General features: G+C 63.7%; 25 protein-coding genes and 3 pseudogenes. 11 read left to right on the top strand and 17 right to left on the bottom strand.

Features of this window, described 5'->3' with window-relative positions; genetic code table 11:
- Window positions 1-62 precede the first annotated feature (62 nt).
- Window positions 63-332: a hypothetical protein gene (locus AC58EF_RS26140; RefSeq protein WP_497279359.1), complete on the top strand. Its 270-nt coding sequence runs from the start codon at window positions 63-65 to the stop codon at window positions 330-332.
- On the opposite strand, the gene AC58EF_RS26135 is transcribed toward AC58EF_RS26140, so the two are convergent.
- Entirely contained in the window at window positions 322-963 is a 642-nt protein-coding gene (locus tag AC58EF_RS26135; protein WP_087727265.1) for a recombinase family protein, read from the bottom strand. The genes AC58EF_RS26140 and AC58EF_RS26135 overlap by 11 nt on opposite strands.
- On the opposite strand from AC58EF_RS26135, the gene AC58EF_RS26130 reads away from it, so the two are divergent.
- Window positions 962-4,138, top strand: coding sequence for a Tn3 family transposase (locus tag AC58EF_RS26130; protein ID WP_267253209.1), 3,177 nt, complete (start codon window positions 962-964; stop codon window positions 4,136-4,138). The two genes, AC58EF_RS26135 and AC58EF_RS26130, sit on opposite strands and share 2 nt — an antisense overlap.
- 112 nt (window positions 4,139-4,250) lie before the next feature.
- On the top strand, window positions 4,251-4,520 hold the full coding sequence (locus AC58EF_RS26125; RefSeq protein ID WP_020818093.1) for a hypothetical protein: 270 nt from the start codon (window positions 4,251-4,253) through the stop codon (window positions 4,518-4,520).
- Here the strand turns inward: AC58EF_RS26125 and AC58EF_RS26120 are convergent.
- The 4 genes from AC58EF_RS26120 to AC58EF_RS26105 form a co-directional block, all read right to left on the bottom strand.
- Window positions 4,517-5,143, bottom strand: coding sequence for a histidine phosphatase family protein (locus AC58EF_RS26120; RefSeq protein WP_013038661.1), 627 nt, complete (start codon window positions 5,141-5,143; stop codon window positions 4,517-4,519). The two genes, AC58EF_RS26125 and AC58EF_RS26120, sit on opposite strands and share 4 nt — an antisense overlap.
- Before the next feature lie 168 nt (window positions 5,144-5,311).
- Window positions 5,312-5,518 carry a hypothetical protein gene (locus AC58EF_RS26115; RefSeq protein ID WP_497279358.1) on the bottom strand — a complete coding sequence of 69 codons (207 nt, stop codon included), beginning with the start codon at window positions 5,516-5,518 and terminating at the stop codon, window positions 5,312-5,314.
- 42 nt (window positions 5,519-5,560) lie between these two features.
- Window positions 5,561-5,842 (bottom strand): helix-turn-helix domain-containing protein, encoded by a 282-nt coding sequence (locus AC58EF_RS26110; protein ID WP_013038658.1) that lies wholly within the window; start codon window positions 5,840-5,842, stop codon window positions 5,561-5,563.
- Entirely contained in the window at window positions 5,839-6,162 is a 324-nt protein-coding gene (locus tag AC58EF_RS26105) for a type II toxin-antitoxin system RelE/ParE family toxin (RefSeq protein WP_013038657.1), read from the bottom strand. The genes AC58EF_RS26110 and AC58EF_RS26105 overlap by 4 nt, the downstream gene beginning before the upstream one ends.
- A 418-nt stretch (window positions 6,163-6,580) precedes the next feature.
- On the opposite strand from AC58EF_RS26105, the pseudogene AC58EF_RS26100 reads away from it, so the two are divergent.
- The 5 genes and pseudogenes from AC58EF_RS26100 to AC58EF_RS26080 form a co-directional block, all read left to right on the top strand.
- Window positions 6,581-6,895, top strand: a pseudogene (locus tag AC58EF_RS26100) (transcription elongation protein SprT); the annotation flags it as partial.
- A gap of 138 nt (window positions 6,896-7,033) precedes the next feature.
- Window positions 7,034-8,053 (top strand): IS110 family RNA-guided transposase, encoded by a 1,020-nt coding sequence (locus tag AC58EF_RS26095; RefSeq protein ID WP_407036131.1) that lies wholly within the window; start codon window positions 7,034-7,036, stop codon window positions 8,051-8,053.
- Window positions 8,054-8,303: 250 nt separating this feature from the next.
- Window positions 8,304-8,624 (top strand): annotated as a pseudogene (locus AC58EF_RS26090) (transcription elongation protein SprT); the annotation flags it as partial.
- A gap of 121 nt (window positions 8,625-8,745) precedes the next feature.
- Window positions 8,746-9,381 carry a nucleotide-binding protein gene (locus tag AC58EF_RS26085; protein ID WP_497279357.1) on the top strand — a complete coding sequence of 212 codons (636 nt, stop codon included), beginning with the start codon at window positions 8,746-8,748 and terminating at the stop codon, window positions 9,379-9,381.
- Window positions 9,381-9,665, top strand: coding sequence for a ribbon-helix-helix domain-containing protein (locus AC58EF_RS26080; RefSeq protein WP_497279356.1), 285 nt, complete (start codon window positions 9,381-9,383; stop codon window positions 9,663-9,665). The genes AC58EF_RS26085 and AC58EF_RS26080 overlap by 1 nt, the downstream gene beginning before the upstream one ends.
- Before the next feature lie 28 nt (window positions 9,666-9,693).
- Here AC58EF_RS26080 and AC58EF_RS26075 read toward each other — a convergent pair whose 3' ends face one another.
- The 9 genes and pseudogenes from AC58EF_RS26075 to AC58EF_RS26035 form a co-directional block, all read right to left on the bottom strand.
- The gene (locus AC58EF_RS26075; RefSeq protein WP_021240124.1) at window positions 9,694-10,701 is read right to left on the bottom strand and encodes a replication initiator protein A; all 1,008 of its coding nucleotides are present in this window, start codon (window positions 10,699-10,701) and stop codon (window positions 9,694-9,696) included.
- A 1,152-nt stretch (window positions 10,702-11,853) separates the two neighbouring features.
- Window positions 11,854-12,276 carry a hypothetical protein gene (locus AC58EF_RS26070; RefSeq protein WP_020819899.1) on the bottom strand — a complete coding sequence of 141 codons (423 nt, stop codon included), beginning with the start codon at window positions 12,274-12,276 and terminating at the stop codon, window positions 11,854-11,856.
- A 76-nt stretch (window positions 12,277-12,352) separates the two neighbouring features.
- Window positions 12,353-14,085: pseudogene (locus AC58EF_RS26065) on the bottom strand (type IV secretory system conjugative DNA transfer family protein).
- A gap of 6 nt (window positions 14,086-14,091) precedes the next feature.
- Window positions 14,092-14,808, bottom strand: coding sequence for an SIMPL domain-containing protein (locus AC58EF_RS26060; protein ID WP_013038679.1), 717 nt, complete (start codon window positions 14,806-14,808; stop codon window positions 14,092-14,094).
- Window positions 14,805-15,740: a HEPN domain-containing protein gene (locus AC58EF_RS26055; protein ID WP_497279355.1), complete on the bottom strand. Its 936-nt coding sequence runs from the start codon at window positions 15,738-15,740 to the stop codon at window positions 14,805-14,807. Before AC58EF_RS26055 ends, AC58EF_RS26060 begins: the two co-directional genes overlap by 4 nt.
- Window positions 15,737-16,021 carry a hypothetical protein gene (locus AC58EF_RS26050; RefSeq protein ID WP_411779491.1) on the bottom strand — a complete coding sequence of 95 codons (285 nt, stop codon included), beginning with the start codon at window positions 16,019-16,021 and terminating at the stop codon, window positions 15,737-15,739. The genes AC58EF_RS26055 and AC58EF_RS26050 overlap by 4 nt, the downstream gene beginning before the upstream one ends.
- Window positions 16,018-16,326: a hypothetical protein gene (locus AC58EF_RS26045; RefSeq protein WP_411779490.1), complete on the bottom strand. Its 309-nt coding sequence runs from the start codon at window positions 16,324-16,326 to the stop codon at window positions 16,018-16,020. Before AC58EF_RS26045 ends, AC58EF_RS26050 begins: the two co-directional genes overlap by 4 nt.
- Window positions 16,319-16,555 (bottom strand): conjugal transfer protein TraD, encoded by a 237-nt coding sequence (locus tag AC58EF_RS26040; RefSeq protein WP_411779488.1) that lies wholly within the window; start codon window positions 16,553-16,555, stop codon window positions 16,319-16,321. Before AC58EF_RS26040 ends, AC58EF_RS26045 begins: the two co-directional genes overlap by 8 nt.
- Before the next feature lie 43 nt (window positions 16,556-16,598).
- Entirely contained in the window at window positions 16,599-16,898 is a 300-nt protein-coding gene (locus AC58EF_RS26035) for a conjugal transfer protein TraD (protein ID WP_411779497.1), read from the bottom strand.
- Between the two features lie 176 nt (window positions 16,899-17,074).
- Between AC58EF_RS26035 and traA the strand changes: the two genes are divergently transcribed.
- The 3 genes from traA to AC58EF_RS26020 are packed head-to-tail and all read left to right on the top strand — an operon-like array spanning window position 17,075 to window position 21,153.
- Window positions 17,075-20,197: a Ti-type conjugative transfer relaxase TraA gene (gene traA / locus AC58EF_RS26030; RefSeq protein ID WP_411779486.1), complete on the top strand. Its 3,123-nt coding sequence runs from the start codon at window positions 17,075-17,077 to the stop codon at window positions 20,195-20,197.
- A 12-nt stretch (window positions 20,198-20,209) separates the two neighbouring features.
- Window positions 20,210-20,923, top strand: a complete 714-nt coding sequence (locus AC58EF_RS26025) for a DUF6118 family protein (protein WP_411779484.1) — start codon at window positions 20,210-20,212, stop codon at window positions 20,921-20,923.
- Window positions 20,920-21,153, top strand: coding sequence for a helix-turn-helix domain-containing protein (locus AC58EF_RS26020; protein WP_411779482.1), 234 nt, complete (start codon window positions 20,920-20,922; stop codon window positions 21,151-21,153). Before AC58EF_RS26025 ends, AC58EF_RS26020 begins: the two co-directional genes overlap by 4 nt.
- Before the next feature lie 20 nt (window positions 21,154-21,173).
- Here AC58EF_RS26020 and AC58EF_RS26015 read toward each other — a convergent pair whose 3' ends face one another.
- From AC58EF_RS26015 to AC58EF_RS26005, 3 genes are read right to left on the bottom strand one after another with little or no spacing between them, the layout of a single operon-like run.
- On the bottom strand, window positions 21,174-21,365 hold the full coding sequence (locus tag AC58EF_RS26015) for a hypothetical protein (protein WP_411779480.1): 192 nt from the start codon (window positions 21,363-21,365) through the stop codon (window positions 21,174-21,176).
- The gene (locus AC58EF_RS26010; protein ID WP_411779478.1) at window positions 21,365-21,961 is read right to left on the bottom strand and encodes a 3'-5' exonuclease; all 597 of its coding nucleotides are present in this window, start codon (window positions 21,959-21,961) and stop codon (window positions 21,365-21,367) included. The genes AC58EF_RS26015 and AC58EF_RS26010 overlap by 1 nt, the downstream gene beginning before the upstream one ends.
- Window positions 21,958-22,212 carry a hypothetical protein gene (locus AC58EF_RS26005; protein ID WP_411779476.1) on the bottom strand — a complete coding sequence of 85 codons (255 nt, stop codon included), beginning with the start codon at window positions 22,210-22,212 and terminating at the stop codon, window positions 21,958-21,960. Before AC58EF_RS26005 ends, AC58EF_RS26010 begins: the two co-directional genes overlap by 4 nt.
- Window positions 22,213-22,263: the final 51 nt, after the last annotated feature.

Below are 22,263 nucleotides of genomic sequence, written 5' to 3'. Positions count from 1 at the left end.
TCGACGCCAACGGCCTCATGCCGCTGCTCATCAAACCGCTACCGTGAATCCGTGTCCTGATAATGCACAGGGGCCAACATGACGCGGCGGTGCGCTCGATCGCGCGGCGACTGGCGACAACCTATATCCTGCCGGCCTTGGCCGTGCGCGCGACCGGGGGGCAGGCGAACGGATCGCCGCTCGCCATACCGTTCGCCGGCGGCCTGCTACTCGGTCGCTTCCAGGCCGAACCAAAGATCGACAATTCAGGCGGCCATGTGACCTTCAACAAATATTGGGTCCATCCCCGCAAAAGTACCGAACGCGACATAGGAATTTCGGTCAAGCACTGAGGGCATTCGGAGTGCCGGACGCGACTTTGAGGACCCGCTTTGCATGATCGCGCAACTGGCCGTTCGGTCCGACGTAGCGATAGAGCGTCGCGCGGCTAATGCCGAGTTCACGGCATAGGTCAGCGATATTCGTGTCGCGATTGGCCATCGCAGACTGGGCCAGGCGGATCTGGTTTTTGGTCAGCTCGAATTGGCGGCCGCCTTTACGTCCGCGTGCGCGGGCAGCGGCGAGACCCGCCATTGTGCGTTCGCGAATGAGATCGCCCTCGAACTCGGCCAGTGCCGCGAATATCCCGAATATCAGTTTGCCGCTTGATGTGGTGGTGTCTATATCGGCGCCCTGGCCGGTGAGGACGCAAAGCCCGACGCCTCGTTCAGACAGACTGCGTACGGTCGTGACCAAATGCTTGAGATCGCGTCCCAGCCGGTCAAGCTTCCATATATAAAGTGTGTCGCCTGGCCGTAGCGCTTTCAGGCAGGCTTCCAGCCCCGGACGATCATCCCGCTTTCCAGACGCTTCGTCCTTGTAGACGTGGTCGGGAGTGACATCGGCCGCCGTGAGCGCATCCATCTGAAGGTCGAGGGTCTGCGAGCCGTCTGCTTTGGAAATCCGCGCATATCCGAGCTTCATGAGTGTTTCACAGACGGTCGTTTGTGTGACGCTGGCGAAACAGCCCGCCAGCATGATCGATTTTGTATCATATCCCGTCTCACAGATAAAGGATAGCAAACCCTATCCAAAACGAAAAGAGACGCAGCTTATGCCACGCATGCAAATTCTCTCGCCCGGCGAACAGAACGCTTTCGACACACCGCCCCGGATGAACGCTGCCCAGCGCAAGGCTGCCTTCGATTTGCCACTCGGCTTTCAAAAAGAGATCGAGCGACTGCGGGATCCAGCCCACCAGGTCGGGTTCTGTTTAAATGCCGGCTACTTCCGTCATGGCCGGCGCTGCTTTGCCCCCGAAACATTCCACGACAACGACATTGCACATGTCTCCAGTCGGCTGGGGCATGACGCGGGAATGTTTGCACCCGCCGCCTATCCCGACCGGACACGTCAACGCCACGAGCGGATAATAGAGCGCCTGGCCGGTTTCCGGACGCTCGGTGGCGATGGTGAAGCGCATCTGTCTCTCATGATCGACCAGAAGGTCAGGGCTCACGAGAAACCGAAGGTTATCTTCCAGGCTGCCGTCGACCATCTGCTGACAAATCGGATTGCCTTGCCGGGCTACCGGCGCCTGCAGGATTTGATCCTGTTGGCGATCGGGCGGTCCAGAACGCGCGAGATGGCTCTGGTCGATGCCCACCTGCCACCGGCACTCGGCCGGGAACTCGACCTGCTTCTGGGTGATGGTGAGGAAACAGACGGGATCGCGCGGAGCCGTCTGGCGGCCCTCAAGCAGAATTCACAATCCGTTCGTCCCCGTTCGGTCAAGGACAGGCTGGCCAATCACACGGAGCTCTCCGACCTGTTTCACAAGCTCGAACCGGTCATTACGGCCCTGGGTTGGGATCGAAGCAGCGCCCGCAATTACGCGCTTGCCGTCATGAAATCGGATCCCCACGATCTGCGGCGTCGAAAGCCGGCAGACCGCTATCTTCACCTCATCGCCTTCGTCGTCCATCAATACTTCTCGCTGCAGGACAATCTGGTGGCCACGCTACTCAGCTCCGTTAAGGCTACCGAGACTGCGGCAAGCCGCGAGTTCAAGGACTGGTGCTATGTCGAGAGAAAGTCTCAGGCCGCAAAGCTCCGGGCCCAGATACAGGCTTTCGAAGATCATTTCCAATCGGCCATGGCCACCCTGCGCGGTGTGTTCGAAGCCGACGACCTCACAGACGCTGACAAGCTGCAGAGCCTGCATCTCTTGCTGTTCCCGGTCGATGCGGCGCCAGTGTTGTCCGATGCCATTCTGAAAGACATGAAGGATGACGCGAGCGTATCGCAGAACGAGGACGCCCGCTATTACGACATTCTTGAAGCCAGATCCCGACGCCTGCAAAACCAGGTGTCGGGTGTCATGAAGTCTCTGTCCTTCCAGACGGAAACACATATCAAGCCGCTGCTGGCGGCGCTGGTGCATTTCCGCAAGGCCGATGGCCAGGTGACGCGATCGGCGCCATCAGGCTTTCTCGATCCCGACGAGCGCAAGGCCGTGGGAAGTGGCGCGGAATTCAGGCCGTCGCTTTATAAGGTCATGCTGTTCCAGCACGTCGCCAGGGCGATCAAAGCCGGCGGTGTAAACCTGCCCCAATCTCACAGATATCAGCCCCTGGATAGCTATCTGATCGGGACAGAGCGCTGGCAGCGCGATCGTGAGCAATTACTGGAACGCGCCGGAATGGCGCGTTTCTCGGACCCGAACGCCGTGCTTGCGACGTTGAAGCAAGCCCTGAGCGACCAGTTTCTCCTCACCAACAGCAATATCGCAGACGGCAGAAACCTTCATGCGACGGTCGCGGCTGCCGGCCACATCAAGCTCAACACGCCCAAGCAGGAGGAGATCGAGACGACTGCCCTTTCCAGGCTCTTTCCGCAACGGCACTATGTGCCGCTCTCCGAGATCCTCAACACGGTCAACGTCGCTAGCGGTTTTGCCGACAGCCTGTCGCATCTGCGCCAGCAATACGCCCGCCCGGTTTCGACCGCCGTTCTCCTGGCCGGCGTCATTGGCCTGGGATGCGGGATCGGCCTGCGGAAAATGGCCCGAATATCCGGTGCGATCAAGGAGGACGCTCTGGATCACGCCGTCAACTGGCACTTCTCCCGCGAAAATCTTGTTGCTGCCAACGATCGCATCCTCGCCCTCATGGACAGCCTCGATCTCCCGGAAATCTACCGGCGCCATGCCGGTGAGACCCACACGGCCAGTGACGGCCAGAAGTTCGAGGTAACCGGCGATAGCCTCGATGCCAGCCATTCCTTCAAATATTTTGGGAAAGGTCAGGGAAGCAGCGCCTACACCTATGTCAGCGACAAGATCTTGCTCTGGTATTCCACCGTCTTCAGCGCCGCCGAACGCGACAGCGCCTACGTCATCGACGGTCTGATGCACAACGACGTGGTGAAATCGACGATCCATTCGACGGACACCCATGGCTATTCCGAAGCGATCTTCGGCGCCACCTATCTCATCGACATTGCCTATGCCCCCAGGATCAAGGGCCTGAAGCATCAAACCCTGTATGGCTTCAGGTCCATGACGCACGAAAATCGGAAGAACTGGGCCGTCCAACCCGACAAATATGTTGACGAAAACATCATCCGTACCCACTGGGACGAAATTCTCCGGCTCATGGTCACCATCAGGCTCAAGGAAACCACGGCGTCGGATATATTCCGGCGGCTCAATTCATATTCCAGGCAGAACAGTCTTTACACCGCCCTCAAAGCTTTCGGACGCATCGTCAAAACCCTGTTCATCCTGCGCTACATCGATGGCGTCGAACTGCGAATGGATATCGAAGCCATGCTCAACAAGGTCGAACTGGCCAACCGGTTTACCCGAGCGGTGGCCGTCGGCAGTCCGCGTGAGTTCATCTTTACCGTCCAGGAGGATCAGCAGGTAGCCGAAGCCTGCAACCGCCTGATCAAGAACGCCATCATCTGCTGGAATTATCTCTATCTCGAAACCAGGCTACGCGCCGCCGATCCCGAAACGCACGCCGAAATGATGCAGAGTATCAAGGCCCATTCGCCGCAATCCTGGGCGCACATCAACATGCTGGGCGAATACGATTTCTCCGACAAGAAGCTTGCAGACAGCTTCGGTATCCTCCCCCTGAAACAGGGCCTCTGAAACCAGGCCGTAAATGGGGGAATGAAAATGAGGGAATTTATCAGCAACTCAATACCTTGCCAGAATTCCTATGTCGCATTCCGCCCCTTTGCGGGGACGGACCCAATATTGTATGCGGAATCACACCGTCTTTTACCCCACCCCGACGAATTTCGTTGTGCGAACCTACGTCAATCCGAAGCTGTTGAGGCCGGAACAGCATGAGATCGTGCGCGAGATGGAGGCATGGCTTGCGGCGCACCAGGCCGAAGCCGAGGCGGCCGTCATGCAATATCACCGGCTTGAAGATAACGACCAGGGCGAGTTTCTGGACTCCGCGAGCTGGGCGACGCTGCAAGCAGATTTTCAGGCTTTGTGGCCCCGGCTTTCCGCGCAGTTTTAGGCCGTGCCGGCCAGCGCCGGCGCACAGGACCAGCGGCCACCTTCCCAATGAAATCCTACCCGCTGCGCGTTGGCGATCGCGGGCGGCTCGCCCTTGCGCCAGAACGCCCGCATCTTGGCCCGTTCGTCCAGATGGGCGTCAGCGACGATCGCGCGCGCGGCCTGGATGAACTGCCCATGCCCGAACACATAGACCAGCGATGCAGCCGGCATGGCGGCGAGCCGCGCCAGCGCGGCCTCGCAGCGCCGTAGCAGGGTGGCGAAGCTCTCCGCCCCTTCCCCGTCGCAATAATCAGGATCGGCCGCGCTCCAATAGCGTTCGAGGTGCGGCATCCGCTCCGCGCTGCGCGTGCCGTTCCAGCGCGCCGGTTGCAGATAGGTGAACTCTTCGATCGGCCACACTTCGACCGGCACGCCGGGAAAGCGCGCGATCGTCGGCGCGGCCGTCTGCCGGGTGCGCGTATAGGGCGACGTGACGATGAGCGCGGGCGCTTGCGTCCAGCTCGCCGCGACTTCGCGCGCCTGTTCCTGGCCCAGCTCCGTCAGCTCGATCGCGCCGAGATCATCGCAGGGCACGCCGGCGTTGCCGGTGCTTTGGCCGTGGCGGATGAAAATCGCCCTCATAGCCGGTTGTCCCGGAGCCGATCGGGCGTCCAGCCTTCGGGCAATTCGTCGCCGGGTTCGGGAGGCCGATCGGGCACCTTGGCCAAGATGCGGTCAAGACCATCCAATGTGGAGCCTTTGGAACGCCGCCTGAAAAACTCCGCAGCCGTTTCCCCTTTGCGCGGCCGATCAATCGCCATCATGCAAATCCGTCATAAGCGCATCGACGCTGGGGAAGCGTGCCCCCTTCCCCGCTTCCAGTTCCTCGATCGCCGCGCGCGTCGCGGCTTGGCCGGTCAGCTCGGCCGTCGCCGCCATTTCGGCCTCGAACTGCGCCTTGCGCGCCTCATACTGGGCGCGGCGCTCTGGACTCCAATCCTTCATGCGATCAGCCACAAGATCGCGAAACGGGCGATGGCCTGCCATTTTGCCCGTCGCTCAGGCCGCTTCTTTCAGCGTCAACTCGACGTGCAGATGGGCCGACGCTGCAATGTTGACGAGCGCATCCAGGGAGAACTTGGCCAGCTTGCCGCGCAGCAGATCATTGGTCCGGGGCCGTGTCAGCCCAAGCCGCTTGCCCGCTTCGTCCTGTGAGACATTCCAGCCCTGCACCACCTTGCGGATTTCATACAGCAAGGACGAGCGCAGTTTCAGGTTCGCGGCCTCCTGCTCGGTATCAGCGAGCGCGTCCCACACGTTCTCATAGATTTCCGATGTCATTGCTCCGCCTTCCATCGTTTCAACCTTTGCGCCGCGAGTTCGAGGTCTTTCTTTGCCGTTGCCTGCGTCTTTTTCTGGAACGCATGAAGCACCAGAACCCGGTCTTCCAACGTCGCCAGATAGATCACCCGGAACGCGCCCGACGCTTCCCGGATGCGAATTTCCCGAACGCCTTGCCCCACGGTTTTCATGGGCTTCCAGTCGTCGGGATCGTCGCCGCGTTGGACAAGCTCAAGCTGCCAACCGGCATCTGTTCGCGCATCTTCGGGGAAGGCGCGAACATCGGCCTTGCTACTTCCCAACCACTCTACCGGCTTCATGAGGCTGGGTGTATCAAAACGGAGACATTAATTCAAGCTCCTTCGCCTTGGGCGTTCGGAGGCTGGGATTTGCGCCTGCCGCTGCGCGGCACCGTGGCCCTACTCGCTGCGCTCCCCAAGCCCGCAAGCGGTCTTGGCCCAAGGTGACGACCCACATGGCGGGGGCGAGATCGCAAGCGGATCTCGCTAGCCAAGGTGCCGGCGTTCGCCGGCGCGTCGTCTGCCTTGTGGGGGAAAGCCGGTCCCGGCCTTCTCTCCCCCGCAACGGGATTAGACGGGGCCGTGCCTCGCTGCGCTGCGGCCGCTCCACCCCCATCGAATCCCGCTGCCCCCCTCTCCCGCCGGCGTTCTTGGGCGTCCGTGTTCCGGCCGATGGCATGGCCATCGCCGGACAGGCGATTTGAAGGGAGTAAGGACGATGACCCACCAAACCCGTGAAAGCTGGCTCAATGCGGTGGCGCAGGGCATGGCTCCGCTGTTCGAGGCGCTGGACGCCCCCCTGCCCGACCGCGTGCGCGTGGCGATCGGCTTCACCAGCAGAGGCGCGAAGGCCAAGGCGATCGGCGAGTGCTGGGATAATCGCTTGAGCGCGGACGGCCATTTTGAAATCTTCATCCGGCCCGACCTGGCGCACGCGCCCGACGCCATGCCGGCGCAGATCGCGGCCATCCTCGCGCATGAGCTGGTCCATGCCGCAGTCGGCATCCCGGCAGGGCATGGGAAGGCGTTTAAACATGGGGTAATCGCGGGAGCGAGTCACCCGGAGGCTCAGGATTTATGGCCTGACAGGAGACAGGTGGTTGTTCCCCGATAGGATGGACAAACGGGCTCACGACTGGCGCCGGGCCCAGGCATCGAACGGAGAACAACCATGGGTGAGTATATCGGTCTTGATGTGTCATTGAAAGAGACGGCCGTTTCCATCCGGCGAGCGGGCAAGCGTATCTGGCGCGGCAAGTGCCTGTCGGACCCGGCGCTGCTGGCGGAGCTGATCCGCAAGCGCGCGCCCGATGCCGAGCGCGTTGTGTTCGAGACCGGGCCGCTGTCGGTGTGGTTCTATCATGAGCTGACCGGGCATGGCGTGCCGGCGATCTGCATCGACGCGCGGCATGCGAAGGCCGCCCTCGACATGGCTCCGAACAAGACGGATGCAAATGACGCTGATGGCCTGGCCCATCTTGCCGAAGTCGGCTTCTTCCGCGAAGTGCGGGTGAAGGGCTATGACAGCATGCTAATGCGCACGCTGGTGGCGGGGCGCAGCAAGCTGGTCCGCGTGACGACTGACCTTTCCAACCAGATACGCGGTCTCATGAAGACGTTCGGTCTGGTCGTACCTCGCGGCCAGGGCGGCGTGTTCGAGAAGAATGTTCATCGGCTGCTCGAAGGCGAGGACGCCCTGGCCCGCATCATCATCCCGATCCTGGAAGCGTGGCGCGCCATGCGCACGAAAGCGGCCGAGCTCGGTCGCCAACTCACGGCGGCGGCCCGTCATAGCCAGGCATGCCAGCTTCTGATGTCGATCCCCGGCGTCGGCGTTGTGACGGCAACCACCTTCACCACCGCCATTGAAGATCCGACGAACTTTGCCAAGTCGCGCTCGGTTGGTGCCTGGATCGGCCTTACAACCCGCCGATACCAGTCGGGCGAGGTCGATTATGACGGCCACATCTCGCGACGAGGCGACGGAAATCTGCGAGCCGTGCTCTATGAGGCGGCGACAGTGATCCTGACGCGGACATACGCCGACAGCGATCTGCGGACATGGGGGCTCAAGCTTCGCGAGAAGCTCGGCTTCAAACGCGCGGCCGTCGCCGTCGCCCGCAAGTTGGCGGTCATCATGCACGCCATGTTGAAATCCGGCGAGTTGTTCAATCGGACTGCCGCCGCCTGATATCCTCACCGGCTCGATCACGCTGATCCGAGCACCCCGAGGCGTCCCTGCCAGGACGTGAGTTGGACCATTCCGAGCGACCCGTTGCATTGCCGAAGCTCCCCTTCAGCATGTGCGCTTTAAACACTGGAAGGTCCGCTCCGTGGAGACCCATCATGCGGCGACACCATATCGACCGCGAAGACGACCGTGCTCCCGGCATACGACGCAAAAAGATCAGAAAGGACTTGCGCTATGAGCTGCGATTAGACGACGGGCCGCCCTTGGGCTGGGCCTAGTCGGGCCGATGCGCGCCACCACCCCCGGCGAGGCGTTCCTTGCGGCCATCGCGCCGATCTTGGAGAGCGTCGGCCCCCTCCCCCATGCCCGCCTTGATACGGATGGAGAGTCGACCGCGCCCAAGAAGCAGAAAACCCGGATGCTCAAATGCGAGTGCGCGACGTGCGGCTATACCGTCAGGACCGCGCGCAAATGGTTGGAGCTGGCCGGAGCGCCGCTTTGCCCGATCGAGGATCACGGCCAGATGCAGCATGAGCCGCTGGACGATGACGAGGCCGAGCCGGAGGAATGATGCGCCGCGCTTTCGTCAGTTCAGATTCAGCGCCGCCCTATCGTCATTTCAGCGACGATAGGGCTTTCCCTCTCGGTTCACCGCGTATACAAGTATAGGACTATACGTGTAGGAGTGTAGCATGAAGGTTCTCGCCATTCTCTCACAGAAAGGGGGCGTCGGGAAAACGACGCTCGCCACCTGTCTGGCGGTCGCGGCCGAGCAGGCCGGCAAGGTCGCTGCGATCATCGACCTGGACCCGCAGGCGACGGCCTCGTTCTGGAAAGACGTGCGCCAGCTCGACACGCCCGCCGTGGCGTCGATTCAGCCGGTGCGCCTGCCCGCCATGCTCAAAGCCTGCGAGGATGCCGGCACCGATCTTGTCGTGATCGACGGGGCGGCGGTCGCGCGCGACGTGGCCTATGAGGCAGCGCGCCAAGCCGATTTCATCCTGATCCCGACCAAGACGGCCGTATTCGACACCATGAGCATGACGCACACGCTCGACGTTGTGCGCCAGCTCGACCGCGCCTTTGCCGTGGTCCTTACCTTCGTGCCCCCACAAGGTCAGGAAACCGGCGATGCGATTCAGGCCGTGGCGGAGCTGGGCGCGACGGTTTGCCCGGTGACGATCGGCAACCGCAAAGCCTTTTTCCGCGCCCAAGCCGCAGGCCAGGCCGTGCAGGAGTTCGAGCCGCATGGGCCAGCGGCCGACGAAGTCCGGCGGCTATACGAGTATACAGATATACGCCTATACAATCAGGCGAAGGCAGCGTGATGGCGAAGGGCGGAAATAGTCTGCAAGCGGTGCTGAACCGCGCCAAGGCGGATGGAGACGCGGCCCCGACCCCAGCGCCGGCGATCGAGCCGGCAGACGCGTCCCGCAAGGCCCCGGCGAGCGGCCGACAGGGGACCAAGCTGATTGGCGGGCATTTCCCCCCGGAGGTCAGCACCCAGCTTCGTATCATCGCGGCCGAGGAAGGGACGACCGTTCAAAGCCTGCTAGGCGAGGCGCTGGACGACCTGTTCGTGAAGAAGGGGAGGGGGCGCATCACCAGCTAGTATAGGTGTATAGCTGTATACGCCTATACTAGCGCAAGGGGGCGGTCTTGTGCTTGTTGCGGCAGAAGCCGATGAAGGCGGCGCGGGGGCTTTTCAGTTCCGGCCGTCCGCTGTCGATCCACCATGACACCCATTGGTCATAGAGCGCATACACGTCATAGCCAGGCGCAACGCTCTTGGCGTCGTGGAAGCCTTCGGGGTCGATATAGGGCCGTTCGGGTTCCGCCTCGATCGCCTCGACCGTATCCAGCGCCTCGCGATTGCGGAACGTGACCGTATCGCCGTTCATTTCCACGGCATAGTCGGGCAGATGATCGTGCGCGACGAGATCGCGCAGCATCGAGCGGAACACGCGCAGATGGCTACTCGCGCCAGTCTTTTTCTGTAGCGTTTCGACCGAGATCGACCATTTTTCCTGCGCGCCGCAATGCTTGCGCGCCAGCTCGTAGATGCGCCGTTCGAGCGGCTTGCGGAGACGGAAATAGTCGCGGTGCAGCGTCAGGACACTGCGCCCCTCGACCATCTTGAACAGCCAATCGGAGAGCGTGACCTTGATTTCCGACATTTGGCCGGAGCGGGTTTGCCGCACGATCCGCCATTCGTTGATGAGGCCGAACCCTTCGGTGATTTCCTCGCCATCGGCCTTGATGTTCGTGGTGATCCGCGTCCCCGACAGGCGCTCGAACGCGCTCCGCAGTCGGTCATAGCCGTCGCCATCGGTTTGCCGGTTGGTCCACACTAGCAGATCGCGCGCCGTGAGGTGCAAGGTGCGGCTCGGCCGCTCGCCCTGGTTCATCTTCCCGATGAGCTGGGAGATGCAGTAGATCAGAATATCCTTGTCGTGGATCGTCGCCAGCCCTTTGACGCTGGGGACGATTTCGAGCTTGTTGCCGTTATGCTCGTAGCGGAACACGCGCCGATCGGGCTTGGTCGCGAGCGAGAAAATCGGATGCTCCATCGAGGCCATGTCATCCTTGGGGATGGCGTCGAGAACATCGCAAATGAACAGATCGGGATCGGGATAGCGAACCGGCAACAGGGGAGGGCGACCCTCCGCGCCGTTCGGGGTTTCGTTGACGGCAAGCGGAAGTTCGGGGTTTCGTTGACGGTCAGGCTCGATTCGGGGTTTCATTGACGGCCACCGTAGATTCGGGGTTTCATTGACGCAACGAAAAAGTTCGGGGTTTCATTGACGCTCGCCGACGATTCGGGGTTTCGTTGACGCAGATTCGGGGTTCTGGAGTCACCGGATTCGGGGTTCCGTTGACGCCCAAGGCCAAAAAATGGCCGATTTCACTATTATATTCAGTATCTTACGGAGACGCCAAAATCCCGTAACACGACTCTTTAACCCATATATTAACACTAGGCCGCCCTGTGGATAACTTTTGCCGCGACGTGGTTTCACCCACCAGCATCCCGCCAGATCGGACAACCTGTCCCGGAAATCGGGACAGAGGCAGCGCGACTCACTGGCGCAGTGCTTGAAGCACGGTCAGAGGGAAGAAAAGCGCCGCCTCTTGGGGGCTTCGCCCCCGCCGGCTCGCGGCCTGCGGCCGCCCCGGATCGCTTTGCGATCCTCCCACCCGGCATCCCCCATGATGAGCCGGCTTCGCCGGCACGCTTTTTGTTGGATTAGGGATCGTTTAAACGCTGCGCCCCTGCCGCGACCACAGCGCCAGCGGCACCGTCGCAATTGGCTTTCCAGAAAAGCCAGGCGGATAGGGCAGCGATCAAGCCGAGAGGGCAGGGGAGGCGGAAACGTCGCGGCAGGGGCGATTTCCGGGCCGCTGGGCGTCATTCTGAGCGTTCGGCAGGGTTGGAGAGGTCGAGCGCCCGATGCCGCTCTACGGGCTTCCTAGGCGGCCGATTTTTTGGAAGCTAGATCCTCGCACGATCGCGCGCGACGACACGGAAGTGCGTTTTATGGACGCTAGGGCTGAAAAACGGCAACATCGGGTCCGAGCGGCCGCGATCGGCGCGGCGAGCTTCAAGATTTGTGCGCCAGACAACGATTTCGCGAACCTGGCCCGATCATCGTTGCGGGAGAGGGCGGAATCCTACGCTAAGAACCGGCAGGGGAGGGCGCGGAAAGTCCGCTAAACAACGCCCAGGCCGAACAGACGGCGAACTTGTATATTTGTATACGCCTATACATTCGCGCCCTGTGGCGCGTGGTGCTATCGCTTCAATTCAGGACGGGTTTGTCGTCGGCCGATGGATCAGCGTGGAAAAGGCCCTCCATCGGATTGTCGCGAATATACTCGCCGCCTTCGGCAAATGCCCGGAGAGGATCGTTGCCCTTCATGCGGCCAGCGGTGATTTCGCGTTCGGTCACGCGCAAAAGCACGGCCTTGTCGATCTGCCCGTCAACCAAACTCTCCTGGCGGAGCATGAGATGGTAAGTCGAAAGGTTATCGGCCAGAAAGCCGATGATCTGAGAGCCTGGGGCTTGTGCCTTGGCCAAGCCTTCGGCAGCGATGTTGGTCAACGCAATGTGCATACTTATCAGGCGGACACGGTTAAATTCGTCGCGCTCGACAGCGTGCAGTTCTATCAGCTCATCGACCAATGCTTGTAGGTCACAGCCCGGCTCGCCGATGCTTTTCATGAATCGATCGGCAAATTCCTCAAATCGTTCATTAGGCATGGTCGAAATACCTTGTGTTTGAGACGGTTTAAACGCTCTACACCTTGTCGAACTTCCCCGCGAACTCGCGATCGGCGAAATAGCGTAGCTTGGCGGCGACGATCGGCCGTTGCCCCGCGAGGAACAGGAGCTGCAAATCCTCGCGCAGCGTGCGGACCTCATCGGGCGTGAGCAAGGGGCGGCCGACATGCTGCGATCCGAACGATATGCCGGTCTCTTCCGCGTCGATCGCGCGGCTCATGCTCTCGAACACGACCGTTTCCTGGCCGAGCAGATCGGAGACGAGCTTGGCGCTGTCGTGATCGTTGACGCCGAATATCTGCAAGACGCCGGCGTTCGACAGGAAGGTGCCGGCGNCTTGGCGCTGTCGTGATCGTTGACGCCGAATATCTGCAAGACGCCGGCGTTCGACAGGAAGGTGCCGGCGCGGCGCTCGTAGAGCGCGCGGAGCTGGTGAACGTCTTGCAGGATCGGCCAGAGCTGGATGCCGTAGCCGGCCATGAGGCCCATAGCGCGCTCGACGGGTTCGAGGCGGCCGAGGGCGGCGAACTCATCGAGCAGGAACAGGACGGAGCGGGCAGGGGAGGCCGGCGCGCGCGCGAGATCGGTCAGCCCTTGCGCGAGCATCAGGCGCAGCCAGCGCGCATAGGTGGCGAGCCGATCGGGCGGCAGCACCAGATAGACGCTGGTAGGCTGCGCCTTCACATCGGCGAACGTGAAATCCGAGTGCCCCAGCACCGCCGTCATGCGCGGGCTGTCGAGAAAATGGGTATGGCGCTGCGCGGCCGACAGCACGCCAGCGGCTTCGCGATCGGACTTGCCGAGGTGGCGATTGGCGGCGCGGGCGGTGAGGCCGCCTTGCGCCTGCATGGCTTCGAGCTGGGCGGCGAAGGCTTGCGGAGCGAGGGTGAGCCGGTCGCGCAGCGTGGCAAGGGTTCGTGTGCCCGCCGGCTCCTGGCAAACGATATGCAGGATCAGGCCGGCGATCAACGCCTTGGCTTCCTCGTTCCAATGCGCCTCGCCCGCTTCGCCGGGGGCGTCATAGACCAGTGCGTCGGCCAGCGTCATGCAGTCGTCGGCGAGATCGAGGCCGGCAGGGTCGATACGATCCAATGGATTGAACGCGGCCCCGACCATGCCCGTTACGCCGAAGGGATCGAGGACATGGACCGGGCCGAAGCGTGCGCGATAGTGGGCGGTGATACGCGCGTTCTCGCCCTTGGGGTCGATGCAGACGACCGGGCCGGGATAGTCGAGCAGGTTGGGGATGATGGTGCCCACGCCCTTGCCGGTGCGCGTCGGCGCGATCGTCAGCAGATGGGCGGGGCCGGCATAGCGCAGCGGCTTGCCCGATTTGCGGTCGCGGCCGATCAGCAGGCCGTCGCCATTTTGGGCGAGGGGGCGCGTCTCGCGATCGGTGGCGAAGCGGGCCGAGCCGTGGGTATCGTCGCCGGCAGGGCCACCATAGCGCAGGATCAGCGGTTGGAAGAGGGCGCGCAGCGTGACCAGGATGATGACGAGGAACGTCAGCATCATGCCGAGCTGGTAGAGATTGGAATCGCGAGCCAGGCCGAGCAGGGAGGCGAGGACGAATTGCATCCCGCCGGCCAGGACGATGCCGACGATCAGGAACAGGATCGCGGTGCGAAACAGATGGCGGATGAGCGCGAGCGGGCTAAGGGTCAGCGCCGTGATCGCCCAAATCGGTTGCTCGCGCGCGAGGCGGGCGAGGTTGCGGATCGCGCGGCCGAGCTGGCGGAACCATTCCATGCCGGATCACTTCGCCGCCAGGGCGAAATCCACCCGCACGGTCACGATGTTCATGTTGGTCCCCGCCATCACCGGGGGCGCTGCCTGTGGCACGACTGTCGGGGGAGCGGCGATGCGGGCCTCCATGTCGGCCATTTGCGGCATATAGCCGCCCTGGCCGCCATCGCTGATCGCCAGCACGCGCGTAACGCGCAGGTTGGCGGCGGCGGCATAGGCATCGGCCTTGGCGCGCGCGGCCTTGTAGGCGGTGCCATAAGCGCCGAGGTTGGCCTTTTCGGGATCGGCGACCGAGAGATTGGGGCCGGAGACGATGTTGGCCCCGGCAGCGGTGACGGCGGCGAGAGCTTCGCTCACCCGTTTGTTGTCGCGGACCCGCACGGCGACGCTGTTGCTGGCCTCATAGCGGCCCTTGTTCGCGCCATAGTCGATCCGGTTGACCGAGAGGTTGCGGGTCTGAATATCCCGCGCCGGAATGTCGAGCCTGGCGAGCGCGGCGGTGATCTTGTTCATGGTTTCCGCGTTGCGGGCGCTGGCGGCCTGCGCGTCGGCGGCGATGCTCGACAGGCCGGCAGTGAACAACGCCTGATCGGGGGTGGCTTCGGCGCGCCCCGTGCCGGTGACGGTCAGCACGGTTTCGTCGCGATCGACACCGCGAGGGTCGGGCGCAGCGGGGGTGCAGGCGGCGAGGCCGAGCAGGGGCGTGAGGAACAGGGCTGGTTTCATGGCAATCCTCCTGGGTCGTTTTTGGTGTCGATCGTGGCGAGATGTTCGGCGCAGATCGCGGCGGCGATCGTGTGGAAATGCCTCACGCGCTCGACGAGCCAGGCCAGTTCGTCGGGGGTGATTTCATAGGCGTGGGAATAGCGGGCCTCGACATAGGCGCGCTGCAACTGCGCGAAATGGCGACGGGCGGCGCGGGTGTCGCGCGGCCATGCTTCGATCAGCCGGGGATCGAGATTTTCGGCGAGCGAGCGCAGGATACCGAGCCGGTGCGATTTGGGCGCGTAGAGCGTCAGGACGAGCAGCACGGCATTGTAAGCCCGCTCGACGGCCTGGTGGAGCATGAACGCCGCATCGCGCGGCACGCCGTCGGCAATGCTGTCCTGGGCGAGCTTGAGCGCGTGCGCGGCGAGCGGGAACCAATGGTCGCGATGGCGCAGGGCTTCGGCGTGGCGTTCCTGCGCGTCGAGCTGGCGCGGCACGGCGAGGCCCTGTCCTGGCGCTTCGTAGAGGGCAATGCCATCGCGGGCTATGTCGGCGAAGAAGGGACGGCCGCGCGCGAGCTGGTCGTTCACGTCCATCAGCGAATGGACGATGAAATTGACGGGGGTGGAGAGGTGGCGGGTGACGGTCAGCTCGCGCACCAGATGATCGTCGGCGACGGCCCACCATGTTTGCAGATCGGTGAAGGTCTCGGAGTTGACGACGACGAGCAGGTCATAGTCGGAGATGTAGCCGCTGGCGCGATCCTCGACCCAATCGCCGCGCGCGTAGGAGCCGAACAGGATCAGCTTGAGGATGCGGCCGCCCTTGCGCTTGTCGGAGAGCTTGGTTTTGACGGCATCCTCAAATTCATCGAACAGGACGCGGGCGACCCGTTCCAGCTCGCGGCGCTTGGCGGCGGGGAGATGATCGAGATCGGCCCGCATCGTCATCCGATCGTTGCCGGCGTGATCGCCAGCGCCGGGTCCGCGTCGGGATGATCGAGCAGCTTGAGGACGATCGCCGTGGCGAGGGGAGGAGGCACGGCTTCCTCGCGCAGCATGTCGAACAGGGCGTGTTCGTCGGCGTCGAGGTCCATGCCTTCGATCGCGAGATTGGCGCGGGCTTCGGCATCGCCTTTGCGCCACATGGCGGCGTCGGCAGGGGTGCCGCGCACATAATCGAGCGCGCGGACCTGGGCGCGGATCGCCCCGATGTCGAGGGCGCGTGTCACGGTTCCTGTCCTTCGCTTGCCGGCTGCGCGATGGTGTCGCGTGCGGGATCGTCGGGCAGCGCGATATGGGTGATGCCCGGAGCGGCGGCGATTTCGTCCACCAGGCTATCGACGGTTTCCATGCGGTGACTGGGCCAGTCGCGCGAGACGGTGACATAGCCGGCATCGGTCTGGACATTGATGGTCGCGGTGGCGGGAAGCAGATCGAGCAGCGAGGCGAGCTTGTCCTGAATGTCGGGGGTGATGCGGTCGATGCCCGGCCCCACCATCAGGAGCTGCCAGGAGAGGCGCGACGTGTCAGTCATGGGCGTTTCCTTCCGCGTTGTCCTGTCCTTCGGCTTCCGCGTCGAAGGCCCGTTTGCCGCGCCGCTTCCAGAGCGCGAGAGCGTTACCATCGTCACGCGCGCGAGCGGCCAGATCGAGCATCGCGCCATAGAGCGTTGCGCGATCGTCGTCGGTCAGTTCGACGAGGCCGGCCTTCTGGACGAGGCCGCCCAGCTCTATGAGATGGCGGGTGCGTTCGCGGCGCTGCACGACCCATCCCCTCGTATCGGTGCGGCGCGCGGCGGCTTCAACCCTATGCCTCGCTTGCGCCAGTCGGGTTTCCGCCTTCGCCGTTGCCGCCAGAGCGTCGCCCAGCCTTGCGCCCGCGTCCTTGAAAGAAGGCCGCGCCCCGCGAGCGCCACGCCTCCCTTTCCTCCGCGTCGGCCGATTCCACGGCGGCGAGCAGCGCACCGGCGAGCGTGTCCAGATCGAGCGCATCGGCCCCGGTCCCCGTCACCAGCTCGCCGAGTTGCTGTATCTTCTTCGCCTTGATAGACTTGGCCTTGTCGCTCAGTGCCCGCAATTCGGCGTCATAGTCGCGCGTCTTGCGCATCATTCTCTCCCTCGCGCCCGTCGAACAGAAGCCGCACAGTAGCACGATCGCGCTGGCAGGACAGCGGGTCCGAACAGAAATGCGGTGAAGTCAATCACGTGAACGGCAGTGAGTGGTGAGTGCGCGCTTATAGGTCGTTGCCGACCTGCGCTAAGAAGGGTAAGTTTCGTGTCGTCATGGCGATCTACCATTTCTCCGCGAAAGTCATCGGCCGCTCCAGTGGATCGAGCGCCGTTGCCAGCGCGGCCTATCGTGCGGCGGAGCGGCTGCACGATGACCGACTGGGGCGCGACCATGATTTCTCGAACAAGGCCGGCGTCGTCCATTCGGAAATCATGCTGCCCGAAGGTGCGCCAGAGCGTTTAAACGATCGCGCGACCTTGTGGAACGAGGTCGAGGCCGGCGAGAAGCGCAAGGACGCGCAGTTGGCGCGCGAAGTCGAGTTCTCGATTCCGCGCGAGCTGAACCAGCAACAGGGCGTCCAGCTCGCCCGCGATTTCGTCGAAAAGCAGTTTGTCGAACGCGGCATGGTGGCCGACCTCAATGTGCATTGGGACATGGGGAAGGACGGCCAGCCCAAGCCGCACGCGCACGTCATGCTGTCGATGCGCGAAATCGACGGGCAAGGCTTCGGCAAGAAGGTTGTCGAGTGGAACAGCACGGCGCTCCTGAAGGAGTGGCGCGAGGCGTGGGCCGACCATGTGAACCAGCGTCTTGCCGAGCTGGATATTGACGCGCGGATCGACCATCGCACCTTGGCGGCGCAGGGGATCGACCTTGAGCCGCAACACAAGATCGGGCCGGCTGCGTCGCGTATGCCCGAACAGGGGCTTGAGGCCGAGCGGGTCGAGGACCATGCCCGGATCGCGCGCGAGAATGGCGAGAAGATCATTGCGCGCCCGGAAATCGCGCTGGACGCGATCACCCGGCAACAGGCGACGTTCACGCGGCGCGACCTCGCACAGTTCGCGTTCCGCCATAGCGACGGCAAGGATCAGTTCGACCAGGTGATGAGCGCGGTGCGGACCTCGCCCGAACTGGTGGCGCTGGGCAAGGACGGGCGCGGCGAGGATCGGTTCACGTCGCGCGACATGATCGACACCGAGCAGCGGTTGAGCCAGGCTGGCGATCGACTTGCGGAGCGGGCGGGGCATGGTCTCTCGGCGGCGTCTCAAATGGGGGGGCGAGACACCGCCGAGAGTGGAAGCCTTGCGCTGGGAAGCCAGCAAAAGGACGCCCTGGCCCATATCACCGGCAAGCCGGACCTTGCAATCGTCGTGGGCTATGCCGGCACCGGCAAATCGACCATGTTGGGCGTGGCGCGCGACGAATGGGAGCGGGCCGGCTATCAGGTGCGCGGCGCGGCCTTGTCCGGCATCGCGGCCGAGGGGCTTGAGGGCGGTTCCGGCATCCAGTCCCGCACGATCGCCAGCATGGAATATCAGTGGGACCAGGGCCGCGAGCTGCTAGGCTCGCGCGACGTGCTGGTGATCGACGAGGCCGGCATGATCGGCACGCGCCAGATGGAGCGCGTGCTGTCGGAGGCCGAGCGGGCGGGGGCGAAGGTGGTCCTAGTCGGCGACGCGGAGCAGTTGCAGGCGATCGAGGCCGGCGCTGCGTTCCGGTCCCTTGCCGAGCGCCACGGCGCGGCCGAGATCAACGAGGTTCGCCGGCAGCATGAGGACTGGCAGAAGGACGCCACGCGGGCGCTGGCGACGGGCAGGACCGGCGAGGCGATCCGTGCCTATGCCGAGCATGGCATGGTCCACGCGGCCGAGACGCGCGAGCAGGCCCGCGCCGAGCTGATCGACACATGGGACGCGCAGCGGCTTGCCGATCCCGACAAGACGCGGATCATCCTCACCCACACCAATGCCGAGGTGCGCGACCTCAACCTTGCCGCGCGCGATCGGCTGCGCGACGCCGGCGAGCTGGGGCAGGACGTGCGGATTTCGGCGGAGCGGGGCGCGCGCGAGTTTGCGACCGGCGACCGCATCATGTTCCTCAAGAACGAGCGCGGGCTAGGGGTGAAGAACGGCACGCTGGGCAAGGTCGAGCGCGTGTCGCCCGACAGCATGGCCGTTCGCCTCGACGATGGCCGACAGGTGGCGTTCGACCTCAAGGATTATGCCCATGTCGATCATGGCTATGCCGCGACCATCCACAAATCGCAGGGCGTGACGGTCGATCAGGGGCATGTCCTCGCCACCCCCGGCATGGACCGCCATGCGGCCTATGTGGCGTTGTCGCGGCACCGTGACGGGGTGCAGCTCCATTACGGCCGCGACGACTTCGCCGACGATCGCCGGCTTGTCCGCACGCTGTCGCGCGAGCGGGCGAAGGATATGGCGTCGGATTATCCGATGTATCGGGACCGGGACGCCGAGGCCCAATCGTTCGCCGATCGGCGCGGCCTGTCGGGCGAGATCCGCGTTGCGGAACCGCCCGAGCGGAAGGGCGTGGAGCTTCTTGGCCCGCGCGCCGGCACCATGCGCCAGATGGGCGAAGATCCACGCACGCGTGAGATCGGCGACCGCGGCGCTGGCGAGGGGAAGGCCGCGGGCGAGCATCAGCCGCGGCGGGGCATGTTTGACGGCTTGAAGCTGTCGGCCGAGCCGGCGAAGGCGGCCGAGCCAGCGCAGGGCGCGAAGGAAAAAGCGGCTCCCAAGCGGGGCATGTTCGACGGGCTGAAACTGTCGTCGCGCACGCCGACGCCGGCGAAGGAAGCCCCGGCGCGTGCCGAGCAGGGCCATACCCATGATTTCCGGCGCGCGGTCGAGCGGGCCTCGCGTTCGGCCGAGGCGGTGTTGCAGGCGCGCGCATCGGGCGGGCCGGTATTGGAGCATCAGAAAGTCGCGCTCGAGCGCGCGACCGAGGCGCTGGACCAGATCAGGGCGGGGGCTTCGCGCGATATGGCATCGGCGTTCCAGCGCGAACCCGGCTTGCTCCATGAGGCGGCGGCGGGGCGCAGCGGCCCGATGATGGATGCGATGGCGCAGGAGGCCAAGGTGCGGGCCGATCCGAACTTGCGCGCCGATCGCTTCGTGGAACGCTGGCAACAACTCTCCCATGACCGTGACCGGCTGTATCGCGTCGGCGACATGACGGGCCGCGAGAAGGCGGGCAAGGAGATGGCGGGCATGGCGAAAAGCCTTGAGCGCGATCCCCAGGTGGAATCGATCCTGCGTGGCCGTGAGCGCGAGCTGGGGCTTGAGATGGGCATGGGGCGCGGGCGCGACCTTAGCCACCAGTTGACGCACGAACTTGGGATTGGCCGCGATCGTGGCCTTAGCCGGTAAGGAGAAGCGATAATGGGCGAGGGTGATGGTCTGGACGACGCGGACGATCCGGCGCGGGCGTTCGAGAAGCTGCGCGGCGAAGTGTCGTTGCTGCGCCTTGCGGTCGAAGGACTGACCGCTGTGCGCGAGAATATCGAGATACCCGACTATCAGCCGACGCTCACCAAGACGCAGGAAATATTGGGCGTGCTGGCCCAGCAGGTCGCGGCGATGCGGAAAAGCCCCGCCTTGTCGATGGACCCGGCGCATATGGCGGGCGAGATCGCCAGCGCCGCCACGAACGCGCGGCGCGAGGATCAGCGCCTTATCACCGAGGCGCGCACGGCGCTGGACCAGGCCGCGCGCGAGATCGGCAACCGGCTCGCGTCGGCGCGGCGCGGCGACGAGCAAAATCGCTGGCTGTATGTCATCGGCGCGTGCGGCGTGGTGCTGGGGCTGTTGCTCTATGCCTTCCTTGCCGGTCCGCTCGCGCGAGCGACCCCCGATAGCTGGCGCTGGCCCGAGCGTATGGCGACCCGCGTTCTCAATGAGCCTGGCCCGTGGGGAGCGGGGCAGCGGTTGATGCAGGCGGCCGATCCGGAGAGCTGGGCGCTGATCGTCGCGGCTTCGCCGTTGACGGATGCCAATCGCGAGACGGTGCAGAAATGCCGTGAGCAGGCGGAAAAGGCGGAAAAGCCGGTGCGCTGCACGATTGAGGTCAAAGCGGATAGCGGACAAAAATCATGAACCAGCCAGCTATTGCCGGGGCAGAGGAATGCCAGATGCTTGTCGGTCGAAATTGCCGCGAGCGCCGCGTGCAACTCGCAATGTCGCAGGTAGAATTATCGGAGCGATCGGGCGTTACCGCGTCGTATCTGTCGCGCATAGAAAACGGACGCGGCAACCCCATGTTGGAACTGCTGGACTCGATTGCGGGCGCGCTGGGTTGCCATGTTGTGGACCTGTTCCGCGAGTGACGATCGCGCTTCGCGCCAGTTCAGCTATCGCCCGGAACATGCTCTGTCTGTAGTCGGGCAATATGGCCGATCTCCACCATTTCGACCGCTTCCTGACAATGAATGGCGGCCATGTCTTGGCCGGCCTTGTCAAATAATTTCATCGCCTTCTTGACCAACGCGAGGGCTTCTTGGGTCATCTCTTCGCGGCGCTTGCTGTCTTTGATCGGCATCACCGGACACTCCCCGCATTGGACGGTCGATAGGTGGAAGGGCGCGCGATCGGCGGCGCGCGCCGCCAGTCAAAGACGGGCTGGCTTTCTCGCGCCTTTTCAACCTGGCCCCGCACTTCGCGCACGAGCGCGATGATGAAGCGGGCATCTTCGGCGGCGCGGTGCCGGCGAAAGGGCTGGCGATCGAGCTGGCGCAATGCCGCCTCGACATGCTCATAGGCCGCGCCCATCTCTTCGAGCAGGTCCGCGACATGACCGATGGCGCAGGGCGGCGGCTTGCCCGCCAGTGCCGAAAGCGTCGTCAGCCACGGTGCGTCGAAATGGGAATCGGCGATGACGCGCGCGCCTCGCACATAGGGTTCCAGCTCCGCGACGACCCGCGCCGGGGGCAGGCCGTCGCGGGCGAGCTGTTCCTTGGAGATGCCGTGCAGGCGTTCAGCCTCCTGCGTCCAGCCCCAACCCGCCCAGGCATTGGGAGGCCGGATGAGCCAGGAGCGGATCAGGCCATGCTCATCGGCAATCCCGACCTCTATGGGATAGGATCGCCCATGACGGGGCAGGCAGGACGCCTCGAAATCCAGAGCGATGATGGTCATGGCGCGCACCCCATCACCAGTTCCGCCCGCAGCTCGCGGGCTTGGGCCTCATATTCGATCGCCAGCAGGCGATGCGCGGAAGCCGCTTCGGGCTTGCTTGCCGACTCGGCCGCCGCCCGCTCCTGGCGCGCGCGATCCTCGTAGAAACAGAGATCGTCGCGCGCTTTCGCGATCAAAAATCCATCCTCTGCCATGCCGGCCTCATAGCGCAGGATGCCCTTTTCAGCAATCTTCTTGCGAATGAATCTCAATAATGGGGGTGTATCAGTTTCTGCATCACCGCTGCTGTCAGTGTATCAACT

This window comes from Sphingobium sp. WR1 (assembly GCF_059693745.1).
This window is presented reverse-complemented; position numbering and strand designations above follow the sequence as displayed.

What these genes read in the sequence shown, in the direction of transcription:
- AC58EF_RS26010 (WP_411779478.1), bottom strand. Translation starts at nt 21,961, where the DNA reads ATGACCATCATCGCTCTGGATTTCGAGGCGTCCTGCCTGCCCCGTCAT.
- AC58EF_RS26055 (WP_497279355.1), bottom strand. Translation starts at nt 15,740, where the DNA reads ATGACGATGCGGGCCGATCTCGATCATCTCCCCGCCGCCAAGCGCCGC.
- AC58EF_RS26070 (WP_020819899.1), bottom strand. Translation starts at nt 12,276, where the DNA reads ATGAAAAGCATCGGCGAGCCGGGCTGTGACCTACAAGCATTGGTCGAT.
- AC58EF_RS26015 (WP_411779480.1), bottom strand. Translation starts at nt 21,365, where the DNA reads ATGCCGATCAAAGACAGCAAGCGCCGCGAAGAGATGACCCAAGAAGCC.
- AC58EF_RS26135 (WP_087727265.1), bottom strand. Translation starts at nt 963, where the DNA reads ATGAAGCTCGGATATGCGCGGATTTCCAAAGCAGACGGCTCGCAGACC.
- AC58EF_RS26120 (WP_013038661.1), bottom strand. Translation starts at nt 5,143, where the DNA reads ATGAGGGCGATTTTCATCCGCCACGGCCAAAGCACCGGCAACGCCGGC.
- AC58EF_RS26085 (WP_497279357.1), top strand. Translation starts at nt 8,746, where the DNA reads ATGAAGGTTCTCGCCATTCTCTCACAGAAAGGGGGCGTCGGGAAAACG.
- AC58EF_RS26025 (WP_411779484.1), top strand. Translation starts at nt 20,210, where the DNA reads ATGGGCGAGGGTGATGGTCTGGACGACGCGGACGATCCGGCGCGGGCG.
- AC58EF_RS26095 (WP_407036131.1), top strand. Translation starts at nt 7,034, where the DNA reads ATGGGTGAGTATATCGGTCTTGATGTGTCATTGAAAGAGACGGCCGTT.
- traA (WP_411779486.1), top strand. Translation starts at nt 17,075, where the DNA reads ATGGCGATCTACCATTTCTCCGCGAAAGTCATCGGCCGCTCCAGTGGA.
- AC58EF_RS26045 (WP_411779490.1), bottom strand. Translation starts at nt 16,326, where the DNA reads ATGACTGACACGTCGCGCCTCTCCTGGCAGCTCCTGATGGTGGGGCCG.
- AC58EF_RS26035 (WP_411779497.1), bottom strand. Translation starts at nt 16,898, where the DNA reads ATGCGCAAGACGCGCGACTATGACGCCGAATTGCGGGCACTGAGCGAC.
- AC58EF_RS26110 (WP_013038658.1), bottom strand. Translation starts at nt 5,842, where the DNA reads ATGACATCGGAAATCTATGAGAACGTGTGGGACGCGCTCGCTGATACC.
- AC58EF_RS26080 (WP_497279356.1), top strand. Translation starts at nt 9,381, where the DNA reads ATGGCGAAGGGCGGAAATAGTCTGCAAGCGGTGCTGAACCGCGCCAAG.
- AC58EF_RS26125 (WP_020818093.1), top strand. Translation starts at nt 4,251, where the DNA reads ATGCGGAATCACACCGTCTTTTACCCCACCCCGACGAATTTCGTTGTG.
- AC58EF_RS26020 (WP_411779482.1), top strand. Translation starts at nt 20,920, where the DNA reads ATGAACCAGCCAGCTATTGCCGGGGCAGAGGAATGCCAGATGCTTGTC.
- AC58EF_RS26105 (WP_013038657.1), bottom strand. Translation starts at nt 6,162, where the DNA reads ATGAAGCCGGTAGAGTGGTTGGGAAGTAGCAAGGCCGATGTTCGCGCC.
- AC58EF_RS26130 (WP_267253209.1), top strand. Translation starts at nt 962, where the DNA reads ATGAGTGTTTCACAGACGGTCGTTTGTGTGACGCTGGCGAAACAGCCC.
- AC58EF_RS26060 (WP_013038679.1), bottom strand. Translation starts at nt 14,808, where the DNA reads ATGAAACCAGCCCTGTTCCTCACGCCCCTGCTCGGCCTCGCCGCCTGC.
- AC58EF_RS26140 (WP_497279359.1), top strand. Translation starts at nt 63, where the DNA reads ATGCACAGGGGCCAACATGACGCGGCGGTGCGCTCGATCGCGCGGCGA.